We start from the raw sequence: 23,957 nt of genomic DNA on the forward strand, positions 1-23,957 counted from the left end.
TTACCACATTTGTTGCCCAGCTCCAAAATACATCCCCTATAATCCGATGCGACTTTTGGATTCGAAATACAGCACGAAGAGGAACTTTTTTGTATTGATACGGGCTGTAGAAATGGTTGAATCGGTTTTGCTCTCCAGCTCCATCATGCGCTTTCGCACTTCAACAAAATCAAAGAAGGTAGCCGCGTAGGTTTCGAATTTGGGGTTGTTGTAATCGGTAAGTCCCAGTGAAGCCAGATGCGTCAGTGCCTGATAGATGGCTCTGCGCACACGCTGCTCCGCTGCCTTGACCTCTTTGTTGATCTGGGATTCATCCGTCGTATTCAGCTTTAATGTAGCAACACGGATAAAAATCTCCTTCATGGATGGAAATCGGTTGTCTCCCGCGTTCTCTTTTTCCCACTGATGCAAGGAATCCATGATCGCCAACAAATCCTTGCTTCCGTTCTCACTGATCATGCCCAGCTCCGTCAGCAAAAACTTGGTCGAAGACAAGAGATTGGATTCTGATTCCGCGTCTTTTTTACTCGCTTGTGCAGGAGTATGTCCGGACAATACCTGAAGCGAGCGCTGGATTCCCTCAATAGACTGTTCCAGAAGCAGGCGTTCCTTCACTTTTTGCAAAACACTGATGACCTCCAGCCGATTGATCGGCTTGGTCACATAGTATTCGATGCCGTACGAATACGCTTCAGCGATCATTTCCTTGGTTTCAATCTGCGAGATCATGACCATCTTGCCGTTAAAGCCACGCAGCTCGCGGACCGTCTCGATGCCGTCCCGCTTGGGCATCAGCAAATCGATGAGCAGGATATCGACTCGTTTCCATTCCAAAAAATCAAGATCAATGTTCATGCCATCTTCCGCTTCCCCGCAAATGACTCCGAGGTCTGCATCCTCAATGATCTGTGCCAACATGGATCGGATGGCCGGATCGTCGTCAACAATGAAAAAACGCATGTATTCTTCACCCTTTTTTCTGTGAAAAGCGTCCCCGCTATGCGGGAGATCCATATACATCTCGGACAACTCCATTGCCCATTACGAGAGGAACCTGTAGCTTGTAGCTCATTACCTTTTTTGCACGATGCTTGCATTGGGCAGACGGATCGTAAACACGGTGGCGAATTTTTCTGCCTGCTCGGAAATCTCAATGTGTCCGTGCAGATTGTCCATGACTTCCTTTACATAGCAAAGCCCGATTCCTGTGGAGGGTTTGCCTGAAACATCGTACTTCGTCGTATAGCCCGGCATGAACAAGAGCTCCTTGTCTTTGACCGAAATACCTGGCCCGTCATCGGCAACCGAAAATTGAACCCATTCTTTCGATTCGTCGATCGTCGCTACAATGGACACCATTCCCCTATCCTCAATCGCTTCAACCGCGTTCGCTACGAGATTGTTCACCAGGGACAAGGTGGTATAGATGTGACAAGCCAGGTAGGGAGCATCGACGTTGACTTCAAAACGAATGTCCTTGTCCAGCATTTTTGCGTACTTCTCTTGTGCGCGCACGATAATGGAAATCAACTCGCCAAGCGGCATGTAATCGCGCACGTTTTCATCCGAGATCAGCTTGGACAGACCCGCATAGATTCGCTGGTTATCCTTTTTCACCTCATGCACCTGACCGGCAATCATCAGCATCTGGCGGGCATAGCGTTCACTATCGCCCTGCTGCGGCTGATCCTTCATTTCCCTGTACAGCTCGTAGCAATCACGTGTGATATCCTCCACCTGCGACAACGTTTTCTGAAGATGTATGGATTCTTCGTACAGATTGGAGATGAGCATGAGCACGCGTTCATTGCGATGACGCTCCTCCTCTTTTTTCCAGATCGCTTGCCGCAATTTGATCATATTAAAGAAGCTTAATACAAAAAAACTGCGAATCAGAGCAATGACGGCAATCGGGCCGATGAAGGAGAGCTGGATGACATGAGCCCAATTGGGGGCACGAAAGGAGAGCTCGACCATGTTCGCCCCGATTTCGGCAATGGTCCCAAGCAATCCAACCCACAACGGACGATGATGCAAATCATTTACGCGAAAGAGAGAGAACAGGGAGGCAAATGTAGCGTAAAAAAAGAAGGCAGGCATATGCATTTGGAGAGAGTAATTCCACACAAACTCGTCCATGTTGATCCAGTCCAGCATACACCGAAACAGAACGACCACTGCTCCGGTCAGCATCCCAGCCAGCAAGGATGGGCGTAGCCAAAGCAGAAAAAAGAAAAAGGCTGTCGTGCCAAAGCTGACGCGGAAATCATCCTGAAACGGGTGAAATTTGAGCTCACCTGCAACCGGAACCGCTATCAGCATGATGAACAGGATGGAGATGCTTTCTCGAAAACGCATACGTGCTTCAACCGCTCTTTCTACTAGTATCTAATCTATTTTACTATATTTTTTTATAGATTTTTGTAGTTTTTTATAGGCCGGACCATACAATGGCTAATGAACGATTGTTCAGCGAAAAAAAGACAGGGGGAATTCACTTGAAAAAACGTAGTTTGCTTCTCTCATTAACGTTACTCCTTACTGTTTCTCTCGTCACTGCCTGTGGCGGCGGCGGCAATGCTGGTGGTGGAAACACAGGTGGCGGAAGTGCTGGCGGCAGCAATGATCCTAGCCAACTCGTCATCGCTACCGGCGGTACTGGCGGAACCTACTACCCATTGGGTGGCGGTATGGCTGACCACATCACGAAAAATGCAGGCGTGACTGCAACGGCTCAATCAACCGGTGCTTCTGCCGAAAACGTACGCCTTCTGCGCGACAAGCAAGCAGATATTGCCTTTATTCAAAACGATATCGCGGAATACGCCGTAAATGGTACCGCAATGTTTGAGCAAGATGGAAAAATCGACGCATTCCAGGCATTGGGTGCTCTCTATGATGAAACCATTCAAATCGTTGTCTCTGCGGACAGCAACATCAACAGCGTAGCTGACCTGAAAGGCAAGCGCGTCTCTGTAGGTGCTCCTGGAAGCGGTACCGAAATGAATGCTCAACAAATCCTGGAAGCATACGGCCTGAAATTTGAAGATACGCAACTGCAGCGCCTCTCTTTTGCTGACTCTGCAAATGCCATTCAAGATGGTCAGCTGGACGCTGCTTTCCAAACCGCTGGAACACCAACTGCTGCGATCACAGAACTGGCTGCGACCAAAGGCGTAAAAATCATCCCAATCGATGCTGACAAAATTGATGCCATCATCGCAAAATATCCATTCTATGTAAAAACCGTGATCCCAGGCAATACGTACCAAACCGTTCCGGATGAGATTGCTACTGTATCCGTCAAATCCATGCTGGTTATCCGTACTGACCTGAGTGAAGATCTCGTCTATAAAGTAACCAAAGCCATTTTTGAAAATACAGATAAGCTCGGTCATGCAAAAGCAAAAGAAATCAAGCTGGAAAATGCACTTGCTGGTGTAAGCGTTCCTGTTCACCCTGGTGCGAAGAAATACTTTGATGAAAAAGGCGTGAAATAAAACCTTCATGATTGCCAACAAGCAAGAAGGAAGGCAGAAAAGGCGGACACGGCTCCGCCTTTTCACCTTCATGCTGCTCGCGACGTGTATCGTCCTGTTGAATCTTCCTTTATTCCCCTCTCTGGTCATTCGTGATTCGAGGTCTGAACAACTGGTATGGAGCAGCAGGATCAAGAATGACGCAACGTTTGGCATGCGTTGGACTCATTCCATCCATCGTTCTTCTATTGAAGAGCTGTATCGCATCGAACAAGGACAAATTATTTTATCTGAAATGACTTTCCATGACTATGGCATCGGCATGGAAAATGACTTGGCTCCTGGAGAAGAACTGATCTTTCAAGACGGTCAGTTTCGCGTCCTCCATATGAATCGTGTCTTTCCCGCCTTGCACCTGATTACTGGACAGGTTCGGGCTGACCATACCTTGCTTTTTGCAGGGACGCAGATTCCGCTTCGCTCCCTGATCGAACCTGGAAGCGCCATCACGATCCAGGCTGAAAAGCGATCTATTTTAAGTGAGATTGGAGGATACTAGATGAGCACAACCAACAACATGAGCCAGCAAGAAATGGATAATCTCATTGCCAAATACGACAAAGAATCTGCGATACGCCAATACGTGGGGCCGATGAAGTGGATTACGTTTTGCCTACTGGTTCTCTTCTCTGTTTACCAGCTGTCCTATTCACTATTTTTAACCTTGCCTCCACAAATTCACCGCCCGATTCACTTGGCTTTTGGCTTGGGACTGATCTACTTGCTATATGCGGGACGAAGCAAAAACAACTCGCAAAAGGTCGGCATCGTCAATATCATCCTTGCTCTTCTGAGCGTCTTTGTCACTCTCTACTGGGTATTTGATTACGAAGGTCTCGTCGTGAGAACAGGAAATTACACCACGATGGACATGACCGTAGGCTTTATCGCAATCCTGCTTGTCCTGGAAGCAGCACGTCGGGTTGTCGGTCTTCCGATCACGATCATCGCTTCGATTTTTCTCTTGTACACTTATTTTGGACCCTATATGCCGGGATTTTTGGAACATCGCGGAAGCGGCGTCCAACGGATCGTCGGCCACAGCTATTTCACTCTGGAAGGAATTCTCGGCACTCCTCTAGCTGTTTCTTCCACATTTATCTTTCTATTCGTACTGTTCGGAGCCTTTTTGGAGAAAACTGGTGTAGGGCAATACTTTAATGATCTCTCGCTTGTCATTGCCGGCCGTCGCATTGGTGGTCCAGCCAAGGTAGCCGTGTTCTCCAGCGCATTGCAAGGAACCATCAGCGGTAGCTCGGTTGCCAACGTCGTAACCTCAGGTTCTTTTACCATCCCGATGATGAAAAGATTGGGATACCGTCCGGAATTCGCAGGTGCTGTAGAAGCTGCATCCTCTACAGGTGGACAAATTATGCCTCCTATTATGGGTGCAGCCGCTTTCCTGATGGCAGAGTTCGTTGGGGTTCCGTACTTGGAAATCGTCAAGGCAGCAGCTCTGCCGGCGCTTCTCTACTTCGTGGGAATCTGGATCATGACGCACTTTGAAGCCAAGCGCCTTGGCTTGCGCGGTCTGAAGAAAGAAGAGCTGCCGAATAAAATGGAAGTCTTGAAGAAGAGCTATTTGCTCCTCCCCATTCTTGTCATTATCGGCGCTCTCATGATGGGATTCTCCCCAGAACGCTCGGCTATCATTGGGATTGTTTCATGCGTCATCGTGGGTGCTTTCCGAAAAGAGACGCGGATGTCCATTGCGGATATTTTGGAAGCGTTCGCTTCTGGTGCTAAAATCGCGCTTGGTGTCGTGGCAGCAACAGCTTGTGCCGGTATCATCGTGGGTACCGTAACATTAACAGGTATCGGTCTGAAGCTTGCGAACGGTCTGATCGATCTGGCAGGTGGACAACTGCTCCTCACCCTGTTCTTTACCATGATTGCCTCCTTAATCCTGGGTATGGGCACACCGACCACCGCAAACTACATCATTACTTCTACTATTGCAGCACCCGCATTGGTACAACTGGGCGTACCAGTCGTTGCAGCGCATATGTTTACCTTCTACTTCGGTATTGTAGCCGACATTACACCTCCAGTGGCGCTTGCCGCCTTTGCCGCTTCAGGTATAGCCAAATCAAAACCGATGCGAACAGGCGTAGAATCGACCCGACTAGCCATTGCCGCCTTCATGGCTCCGTATATTTTCGTCGTATCCCCGGCATTATTGCTGATTGATACCACCTTCTTCGGCGCGATGTGGGTCATGTTCACCTCGATCATGGGCATGATCGGCGTGGGTGCAGGACTGATTGGCTTCTGGATGACCAAACTCAATCCACTGGAGCGAATCGTGGCCGTCGCAGGCGGATTGCTCGCAGTCATTCCTGGAACCCTGACAGACGCTGCAGGCCTTACACTGCTTGCGCTCATCTTCGGTCTGTCGTACTACAAAAACCGGAAAGAAAATCAATCAGGACAGCTTTCTGTATAAGCCGGCTAAAAAACAAAACCTCCCTTATGAACCCGTCACTTTACACTGACGTTCAAGGGAGGTTTTCTACATTATTCGGCTTGATCCCTGATCAATTTGGTCCAGCCGTCTACCTGCTCCACTCTTCTTTCCTTCATCAGCTTGCCCAATGCTCTCTTGAAGCTGGACTTGCTCATCTCAAACTTCTCTCTGACCACATCTGCCGGAGTATCGTCCGTATACGGCATTGCCCCGTCCCGATTGAGCAAATAGCGAAGCAGCTTGTCGGCGTCTTCCCCGTACTGAACTTCCTTTCGTTCACGCATCGCGCCATTCAAGCGGCCGTCTTCACGAACGTAGCTGACGCGGCAGCGAACCGACTGGCCCAAGCGGAGTCTTTCCGTCATCTCGTCGCGGTGTATAAACAGAATGTAATCCTCGTCTGTCAGCAAAAAGGCCCCTGCCTGAATCACTTTGTAGACGGTTCCCTCTACCTGCTTGTTCTTCATGCTCTCATCGGCAGCCACTGCGAATTTACTGACTTCCGTCTCCGTGACGGGCTTTGCCAGCATCCGCCCCAGCCGATCTCTTTTTATTGTCACCAGCAATCGGTCACCTGGCCTTGGCCATTCATCGCGCAGCTTGGGCAGGTCATCTATGAACACAAGCAGGTGCTTATTTACCCCGTTGTCCAGGAAAATCCCCATGCTCGAGGAGAGGTCTACCACTTCCAGCCATCCGTACTCATCCAGTCCGACATAAGGCATATCCATCGTAGCCGCCAGACGATTCTCATGGTCGTGATACAAAAACACCTCGACCTCTTCCCCGATCTCCAAAGGACCCCTCGCTTCGTTCCGGTGAAGAAATACCTCTTCCCTGCCATCGGTCAGAAAATAACCGATCTCCTTCTTGCGCGCTACACGCAGCTCCAAGATCATGCCTGCCTGCAGATTGCTCATGGCAACGCTCGTCCGCACCTGCTTTTTCCCTCTATCCATCGCTTTGCTTCCTCACTCTCTTCCTATATGCACACTAAATATACCCATCCATGCAGGGAAAATACCACAACTTTTTTTAAGCTTTGGCAAAGGATGTCCTGCAAAGTAGGCAAGTCTGGCCCAAATGGACATACATATGTCAATATCGAACCCTTTCAGACGATAGGAGTGACGACGCTACATGCTGCTACTGCTCGAATACATTTTTCTTGGCATCGTACAGGGCTTGACCGAGTTTTTGCCCATTTCCAGCACAGGTCATCTCGTGCTGTTTCGCCAGTTGTTCGGATTAAGTGAAATCGGGCTGTTGTTTGATACGATGCTTCATTTTGGGACGTTGATTGCCGTTATCGTAGTATTCTGGCCCCAGATCAAGCAGTTGATAGCCAATCCATTTAGCAAGCTGGCGCGTTTGCTGGTCGTGGGGACGATTCCTACTGCCGTGATCGGGCTTGCCTTCGAAGATTACTTCGAAGAGATCTCCCGCACCGGAGTCACGATCGGCTGGGAATTTCTCGCGACAGGCATCATTATTTGGACCGTCGAATCCATGCGCAAGGGGCATCGCAAATTTGACCAGATCAACTACACCGACGCCTTGATTATCGGCACCTTGCAAGGAGCTGCCATCCTTCCCGCGATATCCCGCTCCGGCTTGACCATCGCAGGCTCTCTTTTGCGGGGCATCGATCGCTCGGATGCAGCACGCTTTTCATTCCTGCTGTCCCTTCCCGCTATTTTAGGAGCATGTACCCTGCAAACCGTCAAACTGACGCAAAATCCGCTCGACACCGCCACCCTGATCCCAATGGTTGTCGGTACGATGTTCGCGGCTATAGCCGGTTATTTCGCCATCCGCTGGATGCTGAAGATCATCAGCACGGGCTCCATGAAAGGCTTTGCCATCTATGTCTGGATACTGGGTGCCATCATCCTCTCCCTGCAATATTGGGGAGGTTAACCTATAAAAAAAGAAAGCCCGCCTTTGGTAATCGACCGTGCTTTGTTGGAGGAGTGAAAAAAACGAAACACGCTTATCAGCATCCAACCTGAGAGATTCCTTGAAGGCGGCTGATTTGGGCGCGGTTTCGTTTTTTTCACGGAGTCGGGCGGTGAATCTCCTGTGTTCGTACAATCATTTACTTTCTTCCTTGTCCGGGTATCTGCTGGCAATCAATTTGCCCACCAGCAGAATGACACCGTAAAACGCCGTAGCAAGCAAAGCTGTGGCTAGCCAGGTAGCTGTTCCAAGCGCCAGGTAAAGGACGGAATGGGCAATGAATATTCCTACCAGCCACCACCAAATGTTCATACGATTGAAAAAGGACGCAAAACCACGCATTCGACCTGCACCTCCGCTATCCATATACTCTTGTTATAGCCGAGTTGAGGTGGTTTTATCCTTCAACGCTCGAATCCTATTCGGGGTGTTGGACAGCAAATCCCGCCTGCTCCAGGATCGACGCCAGCACGTCCAACGGTGTACGGGCCACTTCGCCGTACATTTTTTGCGTATATAAATGAAGCGCGTCTGGAAAATCCTCTTTCAGCTGTTTGCGCAATTTCTGGCCGCTTTCATCTTCATCCATAAACAGGTAGACTTCGTCCGCTTCTTCAGCCAGCAGGACCAGCTGCTCGGCTTTTTCTGTACTATAGGTACCGTACGTACAATATATCGCGACAGGCTCATCCAGGATTTTCTGCAATCTTTCCTTATCCGTCTTCCCTTCCACGATGATGATGCATGAGTCCGCCATGTTCACGTCCTCCTTTTCTCAAATGCACTCTTTTCATGATTAGTATACCTGCCCGCTCCATCTCAGGGAAACATGTGGATGAGTACACTGCTTCCCAGTAAGGCATGGTAAAGGATGAGACCACCCATCCTCTATTTGAAGGAGTGCTAGCTCATGTCAAAATTTAAGAGTGCCAAAAACCTGAATCAAAAAGGATTAGCTGTAGCCGGTTTGACCAGCAGTACTGTAGCGGACGATACGCATACCGAGGATAACCAGGGCTCATCCAAGCAGCATCAAAACGCCAATCAGCAAAAACAGCCGTAACCGCAGCAATCTCCACGAGTAAAAGGAAGCCTGGAGCTCAGCGCTTCCTTTTCTGTTGTTAGCGCTTTACTTCCCCAACCATTCTTGGTACCCTGAAATCAAAAATATTTTTCTGAACCTTCCCAAGAGATGGAGAGAACCAACGTGGAAGCATCCTTATGGAAAAACCGTTCTTTTTTGTTGCTCTGGTCCGCTCAAATGACCGCCAATATCGGCGATCAATTTTACGGTTTTGCCTTGCTTTGGTATTTGCTGCAAGCGACCAAATCAGGGACCGCGTTAAGCCTTCTGGTCATACCGGAAATGGTGGCCGGCTTGCTCTTCCTTCTCGTCGGCGGCGTCCTGGCTGACCGCTACAGCCCTCGCCTGCTCATGGTAGGATCAGACATGGCCCGCATAGTGGTTGCCATATCGGTTGGTATCATGGCAGCGATGGGTATTGAGCAATTTTCCTTCTTTTTATTGGCTCAATTTTTGCTCGGCATTTTTTCCAGTTTGTTTCAGCCCGCCCGTACCGTCGCACTAAAAGCCGTAGTGCCGTTGGAACAATTAAGCCGGGCCAATGCGATACTGGACACCATGTTTCGGACGATTCGCATTCTGGCTCCCATGACGATCGGCTTGCTTGCGGCTACTGTTCCGCTTTCCACGCTTTTTTTCGTCAATGCGGGAAGCTACCTGGTATCTGTATTTTTTCTATACGCAATCAAAGGTTCTCTCCAACCTAGTCGAAGCAGCTTTTCCGGGATCAAAATGACTCCTGCTCAGTACGTCAGAGATATCGGGACAGGGATTGGCGAACTGAAACGAAACCACTTATTATTACTCATCCTGCTCTTCAGCAATATCGGCTTCATCGTCTGGATGATCTGCTGGAACGTTGGCTTTCCATTCCTCGCTGAAGGCATGGCTCAGGGAGATGGCAGCATTCTCGCTCTCCTGATTGGCTGCTATGGGATCGGGAATCTGCTAGGCAGCCTCTATATGGCACAAGCGGTATACACGCGCCACATGTTCGTCGTCATTCTAGGCTGGTCCTTTCAGGCAGTTGGATTCCTTTTGCTCACGCTGGGAACGGAAATTCATTGGCTGGCATACTTCGCGGCAGCTATCGCAGGCATAGGCGGACCTTTGAACGGCATTCCATCCCTTACCGCCATTCAAACGAAAGCTTCCGACAACAATATGGGTAAAATCTTCTCCATCAATATGCTGATGTTCACCTTCTTCAGTATGGTCTCCAGTATCCTGGGAGCTGTATGGCTAGGAAAATGGCCTGTCGAGCAGTTATTCCTGGGCAGCGGACTTTTCTTGGCAGTAACGTGTATTGTCGGATTTATCCTGGAGCGAAAAATGAATCGAAAACAAGAACAGTACAGCCCGCAACCCCATTCCTTCTGAATAGAATGAGGGTTGTTTTTTTTTGCGAAAAAAGAATTGCAATCCCTCTACTAGTGTCATATAATCTGACATAAATATAATTATGTTAGATTTTCTAACATAAAACAGGAGTGGATTGGAATGGAACCGACATTAGAACAACTTTCATCTGCCATTGATTCCACGTGGGTCATGGTATCCGCGATTTTGGTCATCATGATGCAGATCGGCTTTGCCTTGCTGGAGGCAGGGTCAACCCGGATGAAAAACGCCGGTCACATCGCCGGTAAGACTGTCCTTACTTTCGGCATCTGCTCCATCGCCTTTTGGGCACTGGGCTTCGGTCTCACCTTTGGAGACGGCAACTCCTTTATTGGTCTCACTGGTTTCTTCTTCGATGGTTCTGCAGAGCAGGCTGCGGCATCCTTCTCCGGCTTCTCCGGCGCTTCTGTCCCCATCACGATCCTCTTTTTATTCCAACTCGCATTCGCAGCTGTTTCGCTCGCCATCGCCTGGGGTGGATTTGCAGAGCGAGCGAAATTATCCGTCTACTTTATTTTCAGCATCTTGTTTACTGTTCTTATTTATCCTGTTGTCGGACACTGGGTTTGGGGTGGCGGTTGGCTGGCTGAACTGGGGATGCAAGACTTTGCCGGTTCGACGGTTGTCCACTTGCAGGGCGCTATCGTCGCATTGGTCGCCACGATCTTGCTGAAGCCTCGTATTGGCAAATACAATCGCGACGGCAGCTCCAATCTCATCCCTGGGCACAATCAGGTTTATTCCGTGCTTGGCGTGCTTTTCCTCTGGATTGGCTGGTTTGGCTTTAACGGCGGTTCTACCTTGGGCAGTACAGATGGCTTTTTTGGCTATGTGGCCATGACGACCAATCTCGCTACAGCTGCCGGAGCGATCGCAGCACTCGCCATTTCCTGGATCGTAATGGGCAAAGCGGATATTCCCAGCATGTTGAACGGCGTTCTTGCCGCTCTCGTCGCCATCACCGCTTCTTGCGCTTTCGTCGACCCTTGGGCTGCAGTCGTGATCGGTGCAGTGTCAGGTATTTTGACATTCTTTACTTCCATCTGGTTTGATCGCATGGGAATTGACGATCCGATCTTCGCCTTCTCCGTCCACGGTGTAGCTGGAATCTGGGGAACCTTGTCCACTGGTCTATTCGCGACCCCGGAATTGGCAGAAAAAGTGGGGGTTGGTGGAGCCGGTTTGTTCTACGGAGGCGGATTCACCCAATTGGGCGTACAAGCGCTTGGATTGGTTGGTTCGATGGCTTATGTCTTCGTCGTCTCTTACATGATATTGGCTGCTCTAAAAGCAATCATTGGTCTTCGCGTAACCGAAGAAGAAGAGGTGGTTGGTCTTGACATCAGCGAACACGGAGTTTATGGATACCCCGAACTACTCCAATCAGAGCGCGTGCAGCCCGCTTCCAACGCCAAAAGCAGCACTACTCACTCTCTCACCTGATCAACTGGAAAGAATCCATCAAGCCACGACCTTCCGCGAGCTGTCGCAGATTCGGCAGGAGCTGTTGGATCTGACTCCCCTGCACTCGTTGAAGCGCGCAGGGGAGCTCGCTCCGTTCGCAGTCATCGTCAATCTGATCCAAGACCATATTATCCGGCAAGGCGTTACGCTTGCTGTCATGGAACTGGCAAAAAGGGGAGTAGGAGAGCCTCCCTTCCCCTTTGCCTTTATCCAGTTCGGCAGTGGAGGGCGCTGTGAGCAGGCACTCATCAGCGATCAGGACAACGGTCTGATCTATCAGGTTCCCTCAGACGCTGATCCATCGACACGGGAAAAAGCTCTCGGCTATTTTCATCTGCTCGGAGCCACCATTGTTCAGGGGCTGGAGGAAGTCGGTTACCCACCCTGTCAGGGAAATGTGACATGCGTTTCCCTACGTTGGCGGGGCAGTATCGAGCAATGGCTAGAGAGGCTGGACGGCTGGGCCGCTCATCCGATCTGGGAAAACGCCCGCTACCTGCTCTTAGCCAGTGATGCACGCGTGCTTTGGGGCGATTCCAAGCTGTTTACCCCTGTACGCGAACGCTTTCGGTTATTGTTGGCCAACAACCCGCTTCTGATTGGACGCCTAGTGAGCAATACCTTGCACTATCGGGTCCCTCTCGGCTTATTTGGCCGCATCATCCCGGAGGTACAGGGACGTTATCGCGGAGCCATCAACCTCAAGTACGGAGTCTACTTGCCGATCGTCAATTGCGTACGCCATTTCGCTCTTGCCAATGGCATCTTTGTCAGCTCTACCCTGGAGCGGATCGCACTCATCCGGGAACACGGAATCTGGCCCCAAGCTTTTTGTGACGAGGTTGAAAGTCATTTTCGCCAATTGCTGGGGATGCGGCTGATCGCTCCTCTGCACTGGCAGGATGGACAATACACCAGCAACAGCTACATCAAATTGACAGAACTCTCACCTGACAGCACTGTCATGACACGGACAGCCATGAGACTGGCCATCCGTCTGCAACGAATGACAGAAAAGCTGCCGTCTGTTTTTTGAGAGCTAGGAGTAGGAGGTATCGTGGATGGCAAAGGAGCTTTTCGGCCGATTATGGAACATCAGGAAGGAAATCGCATCGCGTCCTGGCAAATGGACGGAAGGGTTTAACAACGGAGAAAAGCATCACCAAGCCTATTTACGTTCCTTGCACAAAGAGCGAAAAGAGGTGGACTCCGCTATCGACCTGCCACTGGAGAATCTGGAGGTCGTGGTTGTCGATCTGGAGACGACAGGCTTTTCAGCCAACCACGGCGATGCGATTATTTCCATCGGTGCTGTGTCCATGAAAGGGGATCGGTTGCTTTTGGGAGATTCGTTTTATACCATGGTCAATCCTAATCGTACCATCCCTCCTCATATTCGTTCCTTGACCGGAATTACGGATGAGATGGTCATCAGTGCTCCCGATCTCGTCACGGCGATGTCCCGTTTCTTTCAGTTCGTCGGTGATCGTCCATTGGTTGCTCACCATTCTCGACACGAACGGGAATTCTTCCGTGCAGGGCTATGGAAAACGAGTCGCCGCCCTTTTACCCATCGGATGCTGGATACGATGCTCCTGATTCGCCTGCTGAGCAATCCGCTTGGCAATGGCTCCTTGGATGCCCTGTGCGCCATGCATGACATCCCGATCTCACGCCGTCATCACGCTTACTGTGATGCCGTAGCTGCGGGAACCCTTTGGGGAAAGTATCTGATCAAGGCTCAGGAGGCTGGATACCGCAATCTGCGAGAGGTGTATCAGGAGCTGCGCTGACAAGTGACGGAAACCAAATAAAAAACGAGCCTTAGAAGCGATTCTGAAGGCTCGTTTTGCTTTGTGCATCTTATTCTTTTATTCACTCAGCGGAGGCTGCATCGATCACCTGTGCATCCGTCATTCTGACCAGTTGTTCGAATGAAACAGGCAATAGTGACTCCGCAATTCCTGCAGCCGTATAGATTAGATCAAAGCGCTGCAGGGAGCTGTCCACCAGAACAGGGGTGTCCATTTCCAGAGCAAACGGACAAACTGCCCCTACCTGAAAGCCCGTTACTCGCTCGACTTCTTCCGGTGTTGCCATCTTCGGCTTGCCCGAGCCAAATGCCGCCTTCACACGTTTCGTATGGATGCGGACATCACCTGCCGCCACGATGAGTACATACGCTATATCTGGAAACACTGCGGAAGAGGAATCGCTCGGGCACTCAAGCTGCTCTCTTGAAAAGGACATTACCGCATCATCAAAAAGCTGCAGCGTGAAAGCGCTGAAAGACACCACTAAAGAAAAAAGCTGCCCGATCCATCACGGCGGGTCAGCCTTTTCCTTACTCGCCTACTCAGATACGAATACCTCATCACCCACGGTCACACTTCCTGTACGGATGACAGACGCATACACGCCAAAGTGGTTATCATGGCGCTTTGCACAGGTTTTCAGGATGGCCTTGTTCATTTGCAGGGTATCCGGATCGATATTGACATACATGCAGCGTTCACAGTGCTTGTTGACCTGCAGCAGCACATCATTGACCTGAATCTGCTTGCCCAGCCACTTGTCTTCTGCAAATGGCTCGTCGTCGTCCAAGACGATGACGAGATTGCCGCGAAATCGTCTAGGGTCCAGTTCTTCTACTTCAGCCAATCGGGCAATCTCCCGCAAGGAAGCGTCTGTTACGAGCAGGATGTGATCCTCCCAGTTCTTTCCGCCTTCCTGCGGTGTGCTTTTCATCGGCAACACTGGCCGTTTTGCTGTCTGTGCCACATGAGAGAACAAGTCCTCTCCCCATGTAAATGCGCTGCCATCACGCGCCAGCACATGAACCTCCGGGTAATCCGACGCATTACCTTCTTCAGACATCGTGACTTCATAGCCCAGCAAGGCAGGAACGACATCTGCACTCAAATACTTGCCATTCCGTGACTCGTCAAGAAAATAGTAACTGCGATCACCGTACAATCCAAAGCTGTCGACCTGACTCGCAATCAGCTGTTCACCTCGCATTGCTTTTACCGGATGACGAAAAATGCTTTGCAGACTCCCTACTCTCTTCACGATTCCTTCTCCCCTTTTTCCTCTAACCCGTAATGAAAGAATTGCGAACCCGGCTCCAAAACGTCAATCGCTTGTAACGGGCAAACTTCACCTTGCCAGTACCCACACTGCACGTGATGGAACGCACATTTTTCCAAACGCCATGCTCTCGATCCAGGCCGATCATAATTTCCGGATTCATCACGATCAGCTCGACTTCATGATGCTTGGGCAAAACCAGCGAACTGTTGATCGTCCGATACGCCTGATTGTTGATCGATGCGATCTCCGATAGTTGAATCGCTTCTATCGAGGGATGGACGATCGCCCCATTGACTGCCTTGTTGTAAGCCGTACTTCCAGAAGGGGAAGAAACGATCAACCCGTCCCCGCGAAAGGTCTCCAGCTCATCGCCATTGATGTAGACGCAGGTCACCAGTGTAGAGAGCGAAGCATTTCGCAGGACCATCTCATTCAATGCCCATTTGTGATACATTTGTCCATCACGGGTCAAAATTCTGCATTGTACGGTAGGATACATGGCGATATAAGGCTCTTTTTGTTGCAAAAGCAAGTCCACAAAATCATCCAGCTCATCGGGGCGCCAATCAGCATAAAATCCGAGGTGGCCTGTGTGGATCCCTACATAGGTCGGCTCCATTCCGTACTGGTGAACTGCCTCCAGGAGCGTTCCATCGCCACCGATCGAAAGCACCATATCCGGCTTATCCTCCGATCCGTCGATGAAGGTATACGGACCGCCTGCTACTCTAAGTTTATCTTTTAATTGGAGTTCAACTTCCCGCGTATAGTCATCATTTCGCAGTACAGTTGCAATTTTCATGCTGATCTGCCCCCACTTTTGTCCATCAGGCTGGAAATCGTTCTGTCGTTTTAACCACTATACCACAGGAAAATCACGGATGCATGGTAGACTCCCGTGTCCAATCCTTCCTTTTCTCCAAAAACGAAAAAACGAGCCGTTCCCAGGCTCGTCATGCTATTCAAATATGGCCTCCAATTGCCTTACCCTCTGCTCGGCCTGTCTGATCCATCTGTCCTCGACCTCGCCGTCCTTATCTACCGGCTCTTGAAACTGGTTCATCACCGCTGAGACGACAGGCTCGTAATAGCCGATATCTTCTTCCACCCCTGTTTGATATACGTGCTTGAGGACGAACGGTGTGCCCATCTCTAGCCATGCATCAGGGCTGTCCAGCTCACCTTGCAAAACCTTGACCGGCAAGCGCAGATACACCATTCCCTGCTCATCCAGCATGCAGTCGAAATAACCGTGCTCATAATCCCAGTTTGCCAAGGTAAAATCGGGTTCTAGCGTTTCCCGAATGTAGCCAAACGTTCCCCGAGTCCCTGGCAAGCTGCTGTTTTGGATCTCTTTCATCAGCCACCCCTGCCTTTCTCCATTCTTCGTGGTAGTGTGTGCCAAAAGCAAAGGGAGTACTCCTTCGTTTCGAAGAATTCTCCTCCTACGCAAAAAAACAGCCTCCAGACCAATGCGAAATTGGGCTTAGGCTGTTTTGGAGCCGTGCTCGTTAAATGAGCACGATCGAAAGCAAAGTAAATAAAGCGAGAGGTATAATCTTGCGGCCACAGCGGCGGCGTCTGCGCCGTTTCCTTGGAGGGGTGACAACCGGCCCTATGGGTGGCGGCGGTGGTGGTGGCGGAAACGGTGGTGGTGGCGGCGGGCAGAAGAAGCAGCCAGGCGGTGGTGGTGGGAATGGCCCTGGGAATGGGGGTGGAAAGGAATAAGGACTGAGCCCCTGATAAGGAGATTCCGAGCTTGGACTGACTGCACCTTTTCCAGCGAAAGGACTTACCTGCCCAGAAGGAGCATTCTTGCCCGCGAACGGACTCACCTGACTGGAAGGAGCATTCTTTCCGCCGAAGGGACTCAGTTTGCTCGGCCTGTTGGCGCTTCCCTGAGGATAGCCTCCCATATACGGATTGGGCGTGTAGCCATAGGGATTCTCGTCACCGTAAGGCCCAAAGCCTGAATACGGAGAATATCCGCCATAAGGTCCAAAGCCTTGATAAGGGTTAAATCCTCCTCCATAGGGCTGGAAAGGACTGCCCCAATCCCCGCCATAGGAGACATGAGTCGCTACCGGCTGGTAAGGCAATTGCTCCTCATAATCGTCCTCATACTCATACACGACTTCCTCGTCTTCTACTTCAATGTATACGTTGTTCTCGTCGTAATCGACGATCACGCCTTCGAATACTTGACCATCAAGCGCTTCGATGCGCACTTTTTTCTCAGCATGTTCCTGACAAATATCGTGCACCGATTGCCGCATATCCTTTATCAGGCTGACCATTTGCACATCTGCCTGGTACAGGCTTTTATCAGACTGCATGGAAACTCCTCCCCTTCTGGTGTTTCTTTATTACCATATACAGGAGCCCAAGGGGAGGTGTACTTTTTGTGGCCGTGATACTAGCCCATTTTATCGATTGATCAAGCGGCTAGGTTCGTCTGCGTTCAAGAATCGCTCTGGCAAAAAAGGCGAGAGCAGCTCTTTTTGTCCTTTTTCAATCCAATCTGCCATCCGTTTGGCCGTAATAGGCGAAAGCAGAATACCGTTGCGGAAATGTCCCCCTGCGAGCGAGAGGCCATCCCAGCCCGGAACCTCTCCCAGGAGCGGTTTGCCGTCAGCCGTTGCAGGACGAAGTCCACCCCATGCTTCCAGGAAGGTTGCTGCGTGCAAGGCGGGTACGTATGGCATCACACCTTGCAAGATGCTGGCCAATCCCGCGAGCGTCACTTCACGCTGAAAGCCGCTCTCATCCTCTGTCGCCCCGATCACGATTCTTCCATCCTTCTTCGGAGTCAGGTAGCCGGATGTACCGAAAATAACGGTTCGCAGTGGAATTCCGACTGAGGAAACCGCGGCGATCTGTCCGCGCACGGGCCGAACCGGAATGGACACGCCCACCATCTCCAGCATGATGCCTGCCCATGCTCCGGAGCAAACAATCGTATGATCTGCACGAATCGGACCTGAAGTCGTATCGACTCCTACAACACGTCCAGCTGTATGCGCAAGCCTGCTGACGACACACCCCGCGTGCAGCACTACCCCCATCTGTTGACACGCTGTGACCAGTGCTCGCAGCAGCATGCGATTGTTGATATGTCCCTCTTTCGATGAATAGATGGCTGCAGTCGCCAGGTTTGTCAGGAGCGGTTCGACTTCCTGCAATTCTTTTCCCATTAACCACTGGACGTCATACCCGGCTTCGCGCTGCCACTTGTATTTGGCCTTCAGTGTTTCTTCTTCCCGTTCATTCAGTGCAACCGTGAGCAGACCATCCAGGCTCAACTGAACGTCTCCAGCCGTGTATGACTCCAGCTCCTTGGCCCATTGTGGATACAGCGCCAAGGAGTCCATCCCCAGATCAAGCAGCGGTCCTGTAGAGTTGAATTCCTTTAAGGGAGCCAGCATCCCTGCCGCGGCAGATGACGCCTGCCCTCCCCATTCTCCCTGCTCCACGACCGTGACGGACAATCCCCGCCGCGCCAATTCATAGGCCAGACTTAGACCGATGATTCCACCACCAACTACCAGACAATTGCTCATCCTCTTTCTCTCCTTTACCCACCCGGTTCCTATCCATCTTGTTTCCCGGCGGTTCTGACCTAAGAAAACCTCGACCTTACGCGCTAAAGAGTGGGCTACAGCTCTTTCGTAACAAATAAAAACCCACCCTTTCCGGACAGGAAAAGGTGGGCTCAACCGCATACATATGAAATCTTACACGTTGTTCGCTCGCAACCATATCCCTTCGCCGGCATGATCCGGATCAGGTGCTATGGGTCGACGGTCTAGCTACCGTCCTCTCAGCCCAGCGTGTAGGACTCCCCAAGTTGCCTGTTTCTTATGTCGTTTTCAACAGTATAGTCCTCTAGAAGGCTGCCTGACAAGTACATGCAGCGAGTTAATCTTCATCCTTCACATCGTAGCTTTCCGGGATAGGCTCGTGACGCTGGATTTCTTCCCACTCCCGCAGCTTCTTCATCTCATCCAGATGATGCTGAAATTGATCCTTGTTGATCAGATACTCCTGTCCATTGTGAACGGCGCGAATTCGCCCTTCCCTGATCTTTTCCATGATGAAAGACTCGGGCAGTTCTAAATAAACAGCTGTCTCCGCAATCGACAGGTACGTCTTATTTTGCACGTAATCTCACTTCCAGTTCTGCTTTTTGAAGCTCGTATCCCGGTTTGCCGAGCAAGGCCAGCATGTTTGCTTTATACGCCTCCACTCCCGGCTGGTCAAACGGATTCACACCGAGCAAATATCCGCTGATGCCGCATGCCTTTTCGAAAAAGTAGAAAAGACCTCCCAGATGATAAGCCGTAGCCTCCGGGATCTCGACAATCAGGTTGGGGACGCCTCCATCTACGTGTGCGAGCATGGTGCCCTCGTACGCTTTTTTATTGACGTAATCCATGCTTTTTCCCGCCAGGAAGTTAAGGCCGTCGGAATCAGCCACATCAGGCTGAATATTCACATCTAGGGCGGGGCTTTTCACTGTGATGACCGTCTCAAACAGCAAACGCTGCCCGTCTTGTATGTATTGCCCCATCGAGTGCAGGTCTGCGGAAAATTCAGCCAGTGCAGGAAAAATCCCCTTGCCTTCCTTGCCCTCTGACTCGCCAAACAACTGCTTCCACCACTCAGCAAAAGAACGGAAGCGCGGTTCATAACTGACCATGAGCTCGACTTGCTTTCCATTGTTGTACAAAAGATTTCGGATTGCTGCGTACTGGTAGCATACATTCTCCTGGATATCTGGTACCAAATATTCCATTCCGGCATCGAGCGCACCCTGCATCAACGCATCAATATCTACACCGCTTACCGCTATGGGCAAAAGTCCAACAGGTGTCAAAACAGAATACCGTCCGCCAATATCGTCAGGAATGACAAAGGTCTCGTAGCCTTCCTCGTCGGCCAGCTTTCGCAATGCCCCGCGAGATTTGTCTGTGGTCACATAGATCCTCTCTCTTGCTGCTTCTCTGCCTATCTTTTGTTCTAGCCAATCTCGGAAGAGTCGAAAAGCAATAGCAGGCTCAACCGTTGTTCCCGATTTTGATATGACGTTAATGGAGACACGTTTTCCTTCCAACACATCGGTTAAATGCGCAAGGTAGACCGGACTTATATTATTGCCTACAAAATGAATCTCAGGCGTGTTGCGCTTAGACGCGGGAAGCAGATTGTAAAAGCTGTGATTGAGAAAATCAAGTGCTGCTTTTGTCCCTAGATAAGAACCTCCAATCCCAATAACCAAAAGCACATCGGAGTGAGCCTGAATCCGTGCTGCCGCCTGTTTGATCCGATCAAACTCAGCCACATCATACGTCATCGGCCAATCTACCCAGCCCAAAAAATCATTGCCAGGTCCTGTTTTTTTGTGCAGCATTTCATGAGCACGGAAGACAGGCTGGGCGAGCTGCTCCATTTCATCCGCTGGAATGAATGAACGTGCATGGGAATAATCAAAGTGAATCATCTAACTCAAGACTCCCCTCCAAGGAACGTCATTACTCCCTATTTTATCATGCAAATTGCCCGTAAAGTACTTTCCGTCAAAACATGACAAAAAGCGAGAGAGTCGCGAATGATCTAAAGAAAAGTGTAACTTATTTACAATTCTGTCGTAGAATCATTTGAGCTTTGGGAATGTTGTATTTTCACTATGAAACAAGAAACAAGGAGATTGATCATGAAAAAACGTTGGTGGATTATCGGATCCGTCGTCGTCCTACTGGGCGTGGGGACTGTCGGGATGAATATGATGGGATCACAGCAGGCCATGGGAATGCCCGTCCAGATCGCAACGCCAAGCAAATCCGCTCTGGAAAGCAAAATTCTCACCTCTGGCACCGTCATAGTGGAGGACAAGCAGAAACAGTATGCCAATGTCACCGGAATCTTGCGTGAGTTTGCAGTCAAGGAAGGTGACAAGGTACAAAAAGGACAGGTTATTGCGAAAATCGATACCTCTGATGTAGACAGCAAAATTCTTGACTTAGAAGCGCAAATCGGTCTTGCTCAAGCCAATATGGCCAAAGCGCAAACTGGTAATGAACCAGAAGAACTAGCTCAGGAGCAAGAACGCGTCTTACAAGCCCAACGCGATTACGATACAGCCAAAAAAGAATACGACCGCATGAATCAATTGTTTGCATCAGGCGCCTCCACGCAGCAGGAGCTGGACAAAGCCAAATCCCAGCTAGACTCCAACCTGTCCTCTCTCAATGTAGCCAAGCAGCAGCTTGCTCTCAAACAAAAGGGACCTCGCAAGGAAGAGATTGCCTCTCATCAAGCGCAAATCAACAAGCTTCAGGTCGAAAGAGGACAGCTGGAGAAGGAACGTGTCCAAAGCGTCGTCATCGCTCCAGCGGATGGAACGGTCATCGCAGTTGCGGCTGACAACGGACAATACGTCAACAAAGGGACGGAACTCCTGACGCTCGCCAATCTCGACAACCTGCTGATCCAGGCTGACATTAATGAATCAGATGTCAACAAGCTAAAGCTGGGGCAAAACGCAACGATCGAAGGCATCACGTTGGGTAAACAAAAGCTGGATGCCGAAGTGGCACGTATCTCCCCCATCGCAACGACGACCCAAAGCAGTTCTGGTCAGGGTGAAAAGACACGCGTCAAAGTGATGCTCAAGCCAACCGGCGAGCTATCCGCACTTAAGCCAGGCTTTCATGTAGACATCAATATTTCGGTAGAAAAAATCGATGATGCCCTGCAGGTACCGATCGAAGCCATTCAACAGGATGAAAATGGAAGCAAATTTGTCTGGGTTGCTTCCAATGGAATCGCAAAAAAGCAGGAAGTTGAGACAGGGATGGAAAATGAACTGTTCTCCCATATCAAGAATGGGTTGTCTGGTGACGAGCAAATCATCCTGAGTCAAACGGATGCTCTGTCAGAAGGTGCATCCATCCTGCCGATGAATGGTGGCGCAGCGCCGACTGGCATGTAGCCATTCCGCAAGAAAGGAGGTCAACCGACGATGCTTCACGTAGAAGGCTTGACGAAATCATACAGGACGGGCGATTCTGAGCTGCCTATTTTAAAAGGGGTCTCCCTGTTGGTAGAACAAGGCGAGTTCGTAGCCATCATGGGGCCATCCGGATCAGGAAAATCCACATTCATGAACATGTTGGGCTGTCTGGATCGTCCTGACACAGGAACCTACATGCTGGACGGAATCGAAGTAAGCAGTCTGAAAGACAAGCAACTGGCTCATGTCCGCAATCAAAAAATCGGCTTTGTCTTTCAATCCTTTAATCTCTTGGCGCGTTCCACTTCCTTGCACAATGTGGAGCTGCCGATGATGTATGCCAATATCAGCAGGACTGAACGTCGAAGTCGTGCCACCGAAGCACTCAAACGCGTGGGATTGGCGGAGCGCATGCTGCATAAGCCAACACAGCTCTCTGGTGGACAAAAGCAGCGTGTAGCCATTGCCAGAGCGCTGGTCAACCGCCCCGCCATTCTACTGGCTGACGAACCTACCGGCAACCTGGACAGTCGCTCCGGCATCGAAATCATGGCGATGTTTCAGGAGCTGCACGCGCAAGGTGTTACGATCATCCTGGTTACGCATGAATTGGACATTGCCCAGCACGCGGAACGGATCGTGACATTCAAGGACGGCGTGATTATCCGGGATGAACGGGTTTCAGAGCGGCTTTTCGCTACGCCGTCAGACGAGGTGATTGTCACATGAATCTTTTGGAGAGCTTTTATACAGCAGTAGAAGGCATTTGGGCCAACAAAATGCGCTCCAGTCTGACCATGCTAGGCATCATCATCGGTATTACTTCCGTGATTGCCGTCACGACACTCGGTGAAGGCGGTCAGAAAGCGATCAACGAGGAAATGGATAAATTCGGGCGAAACAACTTCAACGTCTACATCAATTGGGATACCAAGGAAGAGCACTCCACAGACGATTTGACGGTCGAAGATGCAGAAATACTGGCAAAGATTAGCCCCGCGATTGAATATATTGTTCCTTACAATTCGAGTACGGTCGAGATGAAAGGACCGAAAAAAGTAGAACGAGTCAACCTGGTTGCTACCACACCTGAATATCTTCCGATGTTGCAGACAACAGTCCAGTTATCAAAGGGACGTTTTTTCAATCATGCGGATGACAAAGAGCAGCGCGCGGTGGTCGTACTAGAGGAAGCACTGGGCACCAAGCTGTTCGGTCAGATGAATCCCATTGGCCAACGTGTTCGTATGGGAAATAACTCTCTCGTTGTGATCGGAACGTACAAAGAGGAAAAATTCAAATTTGACATGGGTGCTGAAACCTTTGGAGCTTTCGTGCCGATCCGCTATTCCCAAAGCCTGCAGGAAGAGCCTTATGTCCAGATGTTTATGGGGACAGCCGTCGATAAAGCTTCCGTCGATCCCGCGATGCAGCAGGCAAAGCAATATCTCAGCCGCAAGCATCAAAAGAAAGACCACTACACGGCCCGCTCCATGCAGGAATCTGCCGATCAGTTCAATCAACTGACAGGCACTTTGACGATGATCTTCAGTGTCATCGCGGGAATTTCGCTTGTGGTCGGCGGGGTAGGCGTCATGAACATCATGCTCGTCTCCGTCACGGAGCGGACGAGAGAGATCGGGATTCGAAAGGCATTAGGCGCGCGAAGGGGAGATATCCTGATTCAGTTCCTGATCGAATCCGTGATCGTCTGCCTGATCGGGGGATTGATCGGCGTGTTGTTCGGTCTCGGTATCGCTGCCCTGATCGCCCATTTTGCCAATCTACCTCCGCTGCTCTCCTGGAACAGCGTCATCATTGCCTTCGCCTTTTCCAGCGCGATCGGGATCTTCTTCGGCCTCTATCCGGCGAACAAGGCAGCCAAGCTGGATCCGATCGAAGCCTTGCGTTACGAATAAACAAAAAAACATGCACCTG

Annotated in this window: 25 protein-coding genes and 1 riboswitch; of the genes, 12 read left to right on the plus strand and 13 right to left on the minus strand. The window is 50.4% G+C overall.

All coding sequences use genetic code 11. From position 1 onward, the window contains the following. Positions 1–36: 36 nt before the first annotated feature. Complete coding sequence (locus JZI27_RS05450; RefSeq protein WP_251244119.1) at positions 37–960, minus strand: response regulator; 924 nt, start codon at positions 958–960, stop codon at positions 37–39. A gap of 111 nt (positions 961–1,071) precedes the next feature. After that, complete coding sequence (locus JZI27_RS05455) at positions 1,072–2,358, minus strand: sensor histidine kinase (RefSeq protein ID WP_280206995.1); 1,287 nt, start codon at positions 2,356–2,358, stop codon at positions 1,072–1,074. 140 nt (positions 2,359–2,498) lie between these two features. Between JZI27_RS05455 and JZI27_RS05460 the strand changes: the two genes are divergently transcribed. The 3 genes from JZI27_RS05460 to JZI27_RS05470 are packed head-to-tail and all read left to right on the plus strand — an operon-like array spanning position 2,499 to position 5,985. After that, positions 2,499–3,500 carry a TAXI family TRAP transporter solute-binding subunit gene (locus tag JZI27_RS05460; RefSeq protein ID WP_280206996.1) on the plus strand — a complete coding sequence of 334 codons (1,002 nt, stop codon included), beginning with the start codon at positions 2,499–2,501 and terminating at the stop codon, positions 3,498–3,500. 7 nt (positions 3,501–3,507) lie between these two features. After that, complete coding sequence (locus tag JZI27_RS05465) at positions 3,508–4,038, plus strand: DUF1850 domain-containing protein (RefSeq protein ID WP_122909164.1); 531 nt, start codon at positions 3,508–3,510, stop codon at positions 4,036–4,038. Continuing rightward, the gene (locus JZI27_RS05470; protein ID WP_122909163.1) at positions 4,039–5,985 is read left to right on the plus strand and encodes a TRAP transporter permease; all 1,947 of its coding nucleotides are present in this window, start codon (positions 4,039–4,041) and stop codon (positions 5,983–5,985) included. Between the two features lie 71 nt (positions 5,986–6,056). Here JZI27_RS05470 and JZI27_RS05475 read toward each other — a convergent pair whose 3' ends face one another. Continuing rightward, entirely contained in the window at positions 6,057–6,965 is a 909-nt protein-coding gene (locus JZI27_RS05475) for a CvfB family protein (protein WP_122909162.1), read from the minus strand. Between the two features lie 181 nt (positions 6,966–7,146). Here JZI27_RS05475 and JZI27_RS05480 point away from each other — a divergent pair, with 181 nt between their 5' ends. Further along, positions 7,147–7,926: an undecaprenyl-diphosphate phosphatase gene (locus tag JZI27_RS05480; protein ID WP_122909161.1), complete on the plus strand. Its 780-nt coding sequence runs from the start codon at positions 7,147–7,149 to the stop codon at positions 7,924–7,926. 174 nt (positions 7,927–8,100) lie between these two features. Here JZI27_RS05480 and JZI27_RS05485 read toward each other — a convergent pair whose 3' ends face one another. Next, positions 8,101–8,307: a hypothetical protein gene (locus JZI27_RS05485; protein ID WP_122909160.1), complete on the minus strand. Its 207-nt coding sequence runs from the start codon at positions 8,305–8,307 to the stop codon at positions 8,101–8,103. A gap of 76 nt (positions 8,308–8,383) precedes the next feature. After that, positions 8,384–8,722 carry a toprim domain-containing protein gene (locus JZI27_RS05490; protein WP_122909159.1) on the minus strand — a complete coding sequence of 113 codons (339 nt, stop codon included), beginning with the start codon at positions 8,720–8,722 and terminating at the stop codon, positions 8,384–8,386. Positions 8,723–8,875: 153 nt separating this feature from the next. Here JZI27_RS05490 and JZI27_RS05495 point away from each other — a divergent pair, with 153 nt between their 5' ends. The 5 genes from JZI27_RS05495 (at position 8,876) to JZI27_RS05515 (ending at position 13,707) form a co-directional block, all read left to right on the plus strand. Continuing rightward, positions 8,876–9,028, plus strand: a complete 153-nt coding sequence (locus JZI27_RS05495; protein ID WP_183185006.1) for a hypothetical protein — start codon at positions 8,876–8,878, stop codon at positions 9,026–9,028. 144 nt (positions 9,029–9,172) lie between these two features. Next, positions 9,173–10,429: an MFS transporter gene (locus tag JZI27_RS05500; RefSeq protein WP_280206997.1), complete on the plus strand. Its 1,257-nt coding sequence runs from the start codon at positions 9,173–9,175 to the stop codon at positions 10,427–10,429. A gap of 120 nt (positions 10,430–10,549) precedes the next feature. Next, positions 10,550–11,893, plus strand: coding sequence for an ammonium transporter (locus JZI27_RS05505; protein WP_122909158.1), 1,344 nt, complete (start codon positions 10,550–10,552; stop codon positions 11,891–11,893). After that, on the plus strand, positions 11,787–12,950 hold the full coding sequence (locus JZI27_RS05510; RefSeq protein WP_280206998.1) for a DUF294 nucleotidyltransferase-like domain-containing protein: 1,164 nt from the start codon (positions 11,787–11,789) through the stop codon (positions 12,948–12,950). Before JZI27_RS05505 ends, JZI27_RS05510 begins: the two co-directional genes overlap by 107 nt. Positions 12,951–12,975: 25 nt before the next feature. Further along, positions 12,976–13,707, plus strand: coding sequence for an exonuclease domain-containing protein (locus tag JZI27_RS05515; protein WP_280206999.1), 732 nt, complete (start codon positions 12,976–12,978; stop codon positions 13,705–13,707). A gap of 82 nt (positions 13,708–13,789) precedes the next feature. On the opposite strand, the gene JZI27_RS05520 is transcribed toward JZI27_RS05515, so the two are convergent. The 8 genes from JZI27_RS05520 to JZI27_RS05555 form a co-directional block, all read right to left on the minus strand. Beyond that, the gene (locus JZI27_RS05520) at positions 13,790–14,164 is read right to left on the minus strand and encodes a YbaK/EbsC family protein (RefSeq protein WP_251244126.1); all 375 of its coding nucleotides are present in this window, start codon (positions 14,162–14,164) and stop codon (positions 13,790–13,792) included. Positions 14,165–14,266: 102 nt separating this feature from the next. Beyond that, positions 14,267–14,986 carry an MOSC domain-containing protein gene (locus tag JZI27_RS05525; protein ID WP_280207000.1) on the minus strand — a complete coding sequence of 240 codons (720 nt, stop codon included), beginning with the start codon at positions 14,984–14,986 and terminating at the stop codon, positions 14,267–14,269. A 22-nt stretch (positions 14,987–15,008) separates the two neighbouring features. Beyond that, positions 15,009–15,809, minus strand: coding sequence for an NAD kinase (locus tag JZI27_RS05530; RefSeq protein ID WP_251244128.1), 801 nt, complete (start codon positions 15,807–15,809; stop codon positions 15,009–15,011). Positions 15,810–15,965: 156 nt separating this feature from the next. Next, the gene (locus JZI27_RS05535) at positions 15,966–16,367 is read right to left on the minus strand and encodes a YugN family protein (RefSeq protein WP_122909274.1); all 402 of its coding nucleotides are present in this window, start codon (positions 16,365–16,367) and stop codon (positions 15,966–15,968) included. 151 nt (positions 16,368–16,518) lie between these two features. Next, complete coding sequence (locus JZI27_RS05540) at positions 16,519–17,343, minus strand: hypothetical protein (protein ID WP_280207001.1); 825 nt, start codon at positions 17,341–17,343, stop codon at positions 16,519–16,521. Positions 17,344–17,433: 90 nt separating this feature from the next. Further along, positions 17,434–18,567, minus strand: a complete 1,134-nt coding sequence (thiO, locus tag JZI27_RS05545; RefSeq protein WP_280207002.1) for a glycine oxidase ThiO — start codon at positions 18,565–18,567, stop codon at positions 17,434–17,436. Positions 18,568–18,747: 180 nt separating this feature from the next. Then, a riboswitch (TPP riboswitch) is annotated at positions 18,748–18,862 on the minus strand. Between the two features lie 63 nt (positions 18,863–18,925). Next, positions 18,926–19,099 (minus strand): DNA-binding protein, encoded by a 174-nt coding sequence (locus JZI27_RS05550; protein WP_245996836.1) that lies wholly within the window; start codon positions 19,097–19,099, stop codon positions 18,926–18,928. Positions 19,100–19,157: 58 nt separating this feature from the next. Continuing rightward, on the minus strand, positions 19,158–20,507 hold the full coding sequence (locus JZI27_RS05555; protein ID WP_481752794.1) for a glucose-6-phosphate isomerase: 1,350 nt from the start codon (positions 20,505–20,507) through the stop codon (positions 19,158–19,160). Between the two features lie 213 nt (positions 20,508–20,720). Between JZI27_RS05555 and JZI27_RS05560 the strand changes: the two genes are divergently transcribed. From JZI27_RS05560 to JZI27_RS05570, 3 genes are read left to right on the plus strand one after another with little or no spacing between them, the layout of a single operon-like run. Further along, complete coding sequence (locus JZI27_RS05560; protein ID WP_280207003.1) at positions 20,721–21,998, plus strand: efflux RND transporter periplasmic adaptor subunit; 1,278 nt, start codon at positions 20,721–20,723, stop codon at positions 21,996–21,998. Between the two features lie 30 nt (positions 21,999–22,028). Continuing rightward, positions 22,029–22,748, plus strand: coding sequence for an ABC transporter ATP-binding protein (locus JZI27_RS05565; RefSeq protein ID WP_280207004.1), 720 nt, complete (start codon positions 22,029–22,031; stop codon positions 22,746–22,748). Then, positions 22,745–23,938 carry an ABC transporter permease gene (locus tag JZI27_RS05570; RefSeq protein WP_251244134.1) on the plus strand — a complete coding sequence of 398 codons (1,194 nt, stop codon included), beginning with the start codon at positions 22,745–22,747 and terminating at the stop codon, positions 23,936–23,938. The genes JZI27_RS05565 and JZI27_RS05570 overlap by 4 nt, the downstream gene beginning before the upstream one ends. Positions 23,939–23,957: the final 19 nt, after the last annotated feature.

The organism is Brevibacillus sp. AY1, from assembly GCF_029870785.1.
Classification (GTDB): Bacteria; Bacillota; Bacilli; order Brevibacillales; family Brevibacillaceae; genus Brevibacillus; species Brevibacillus invocatus.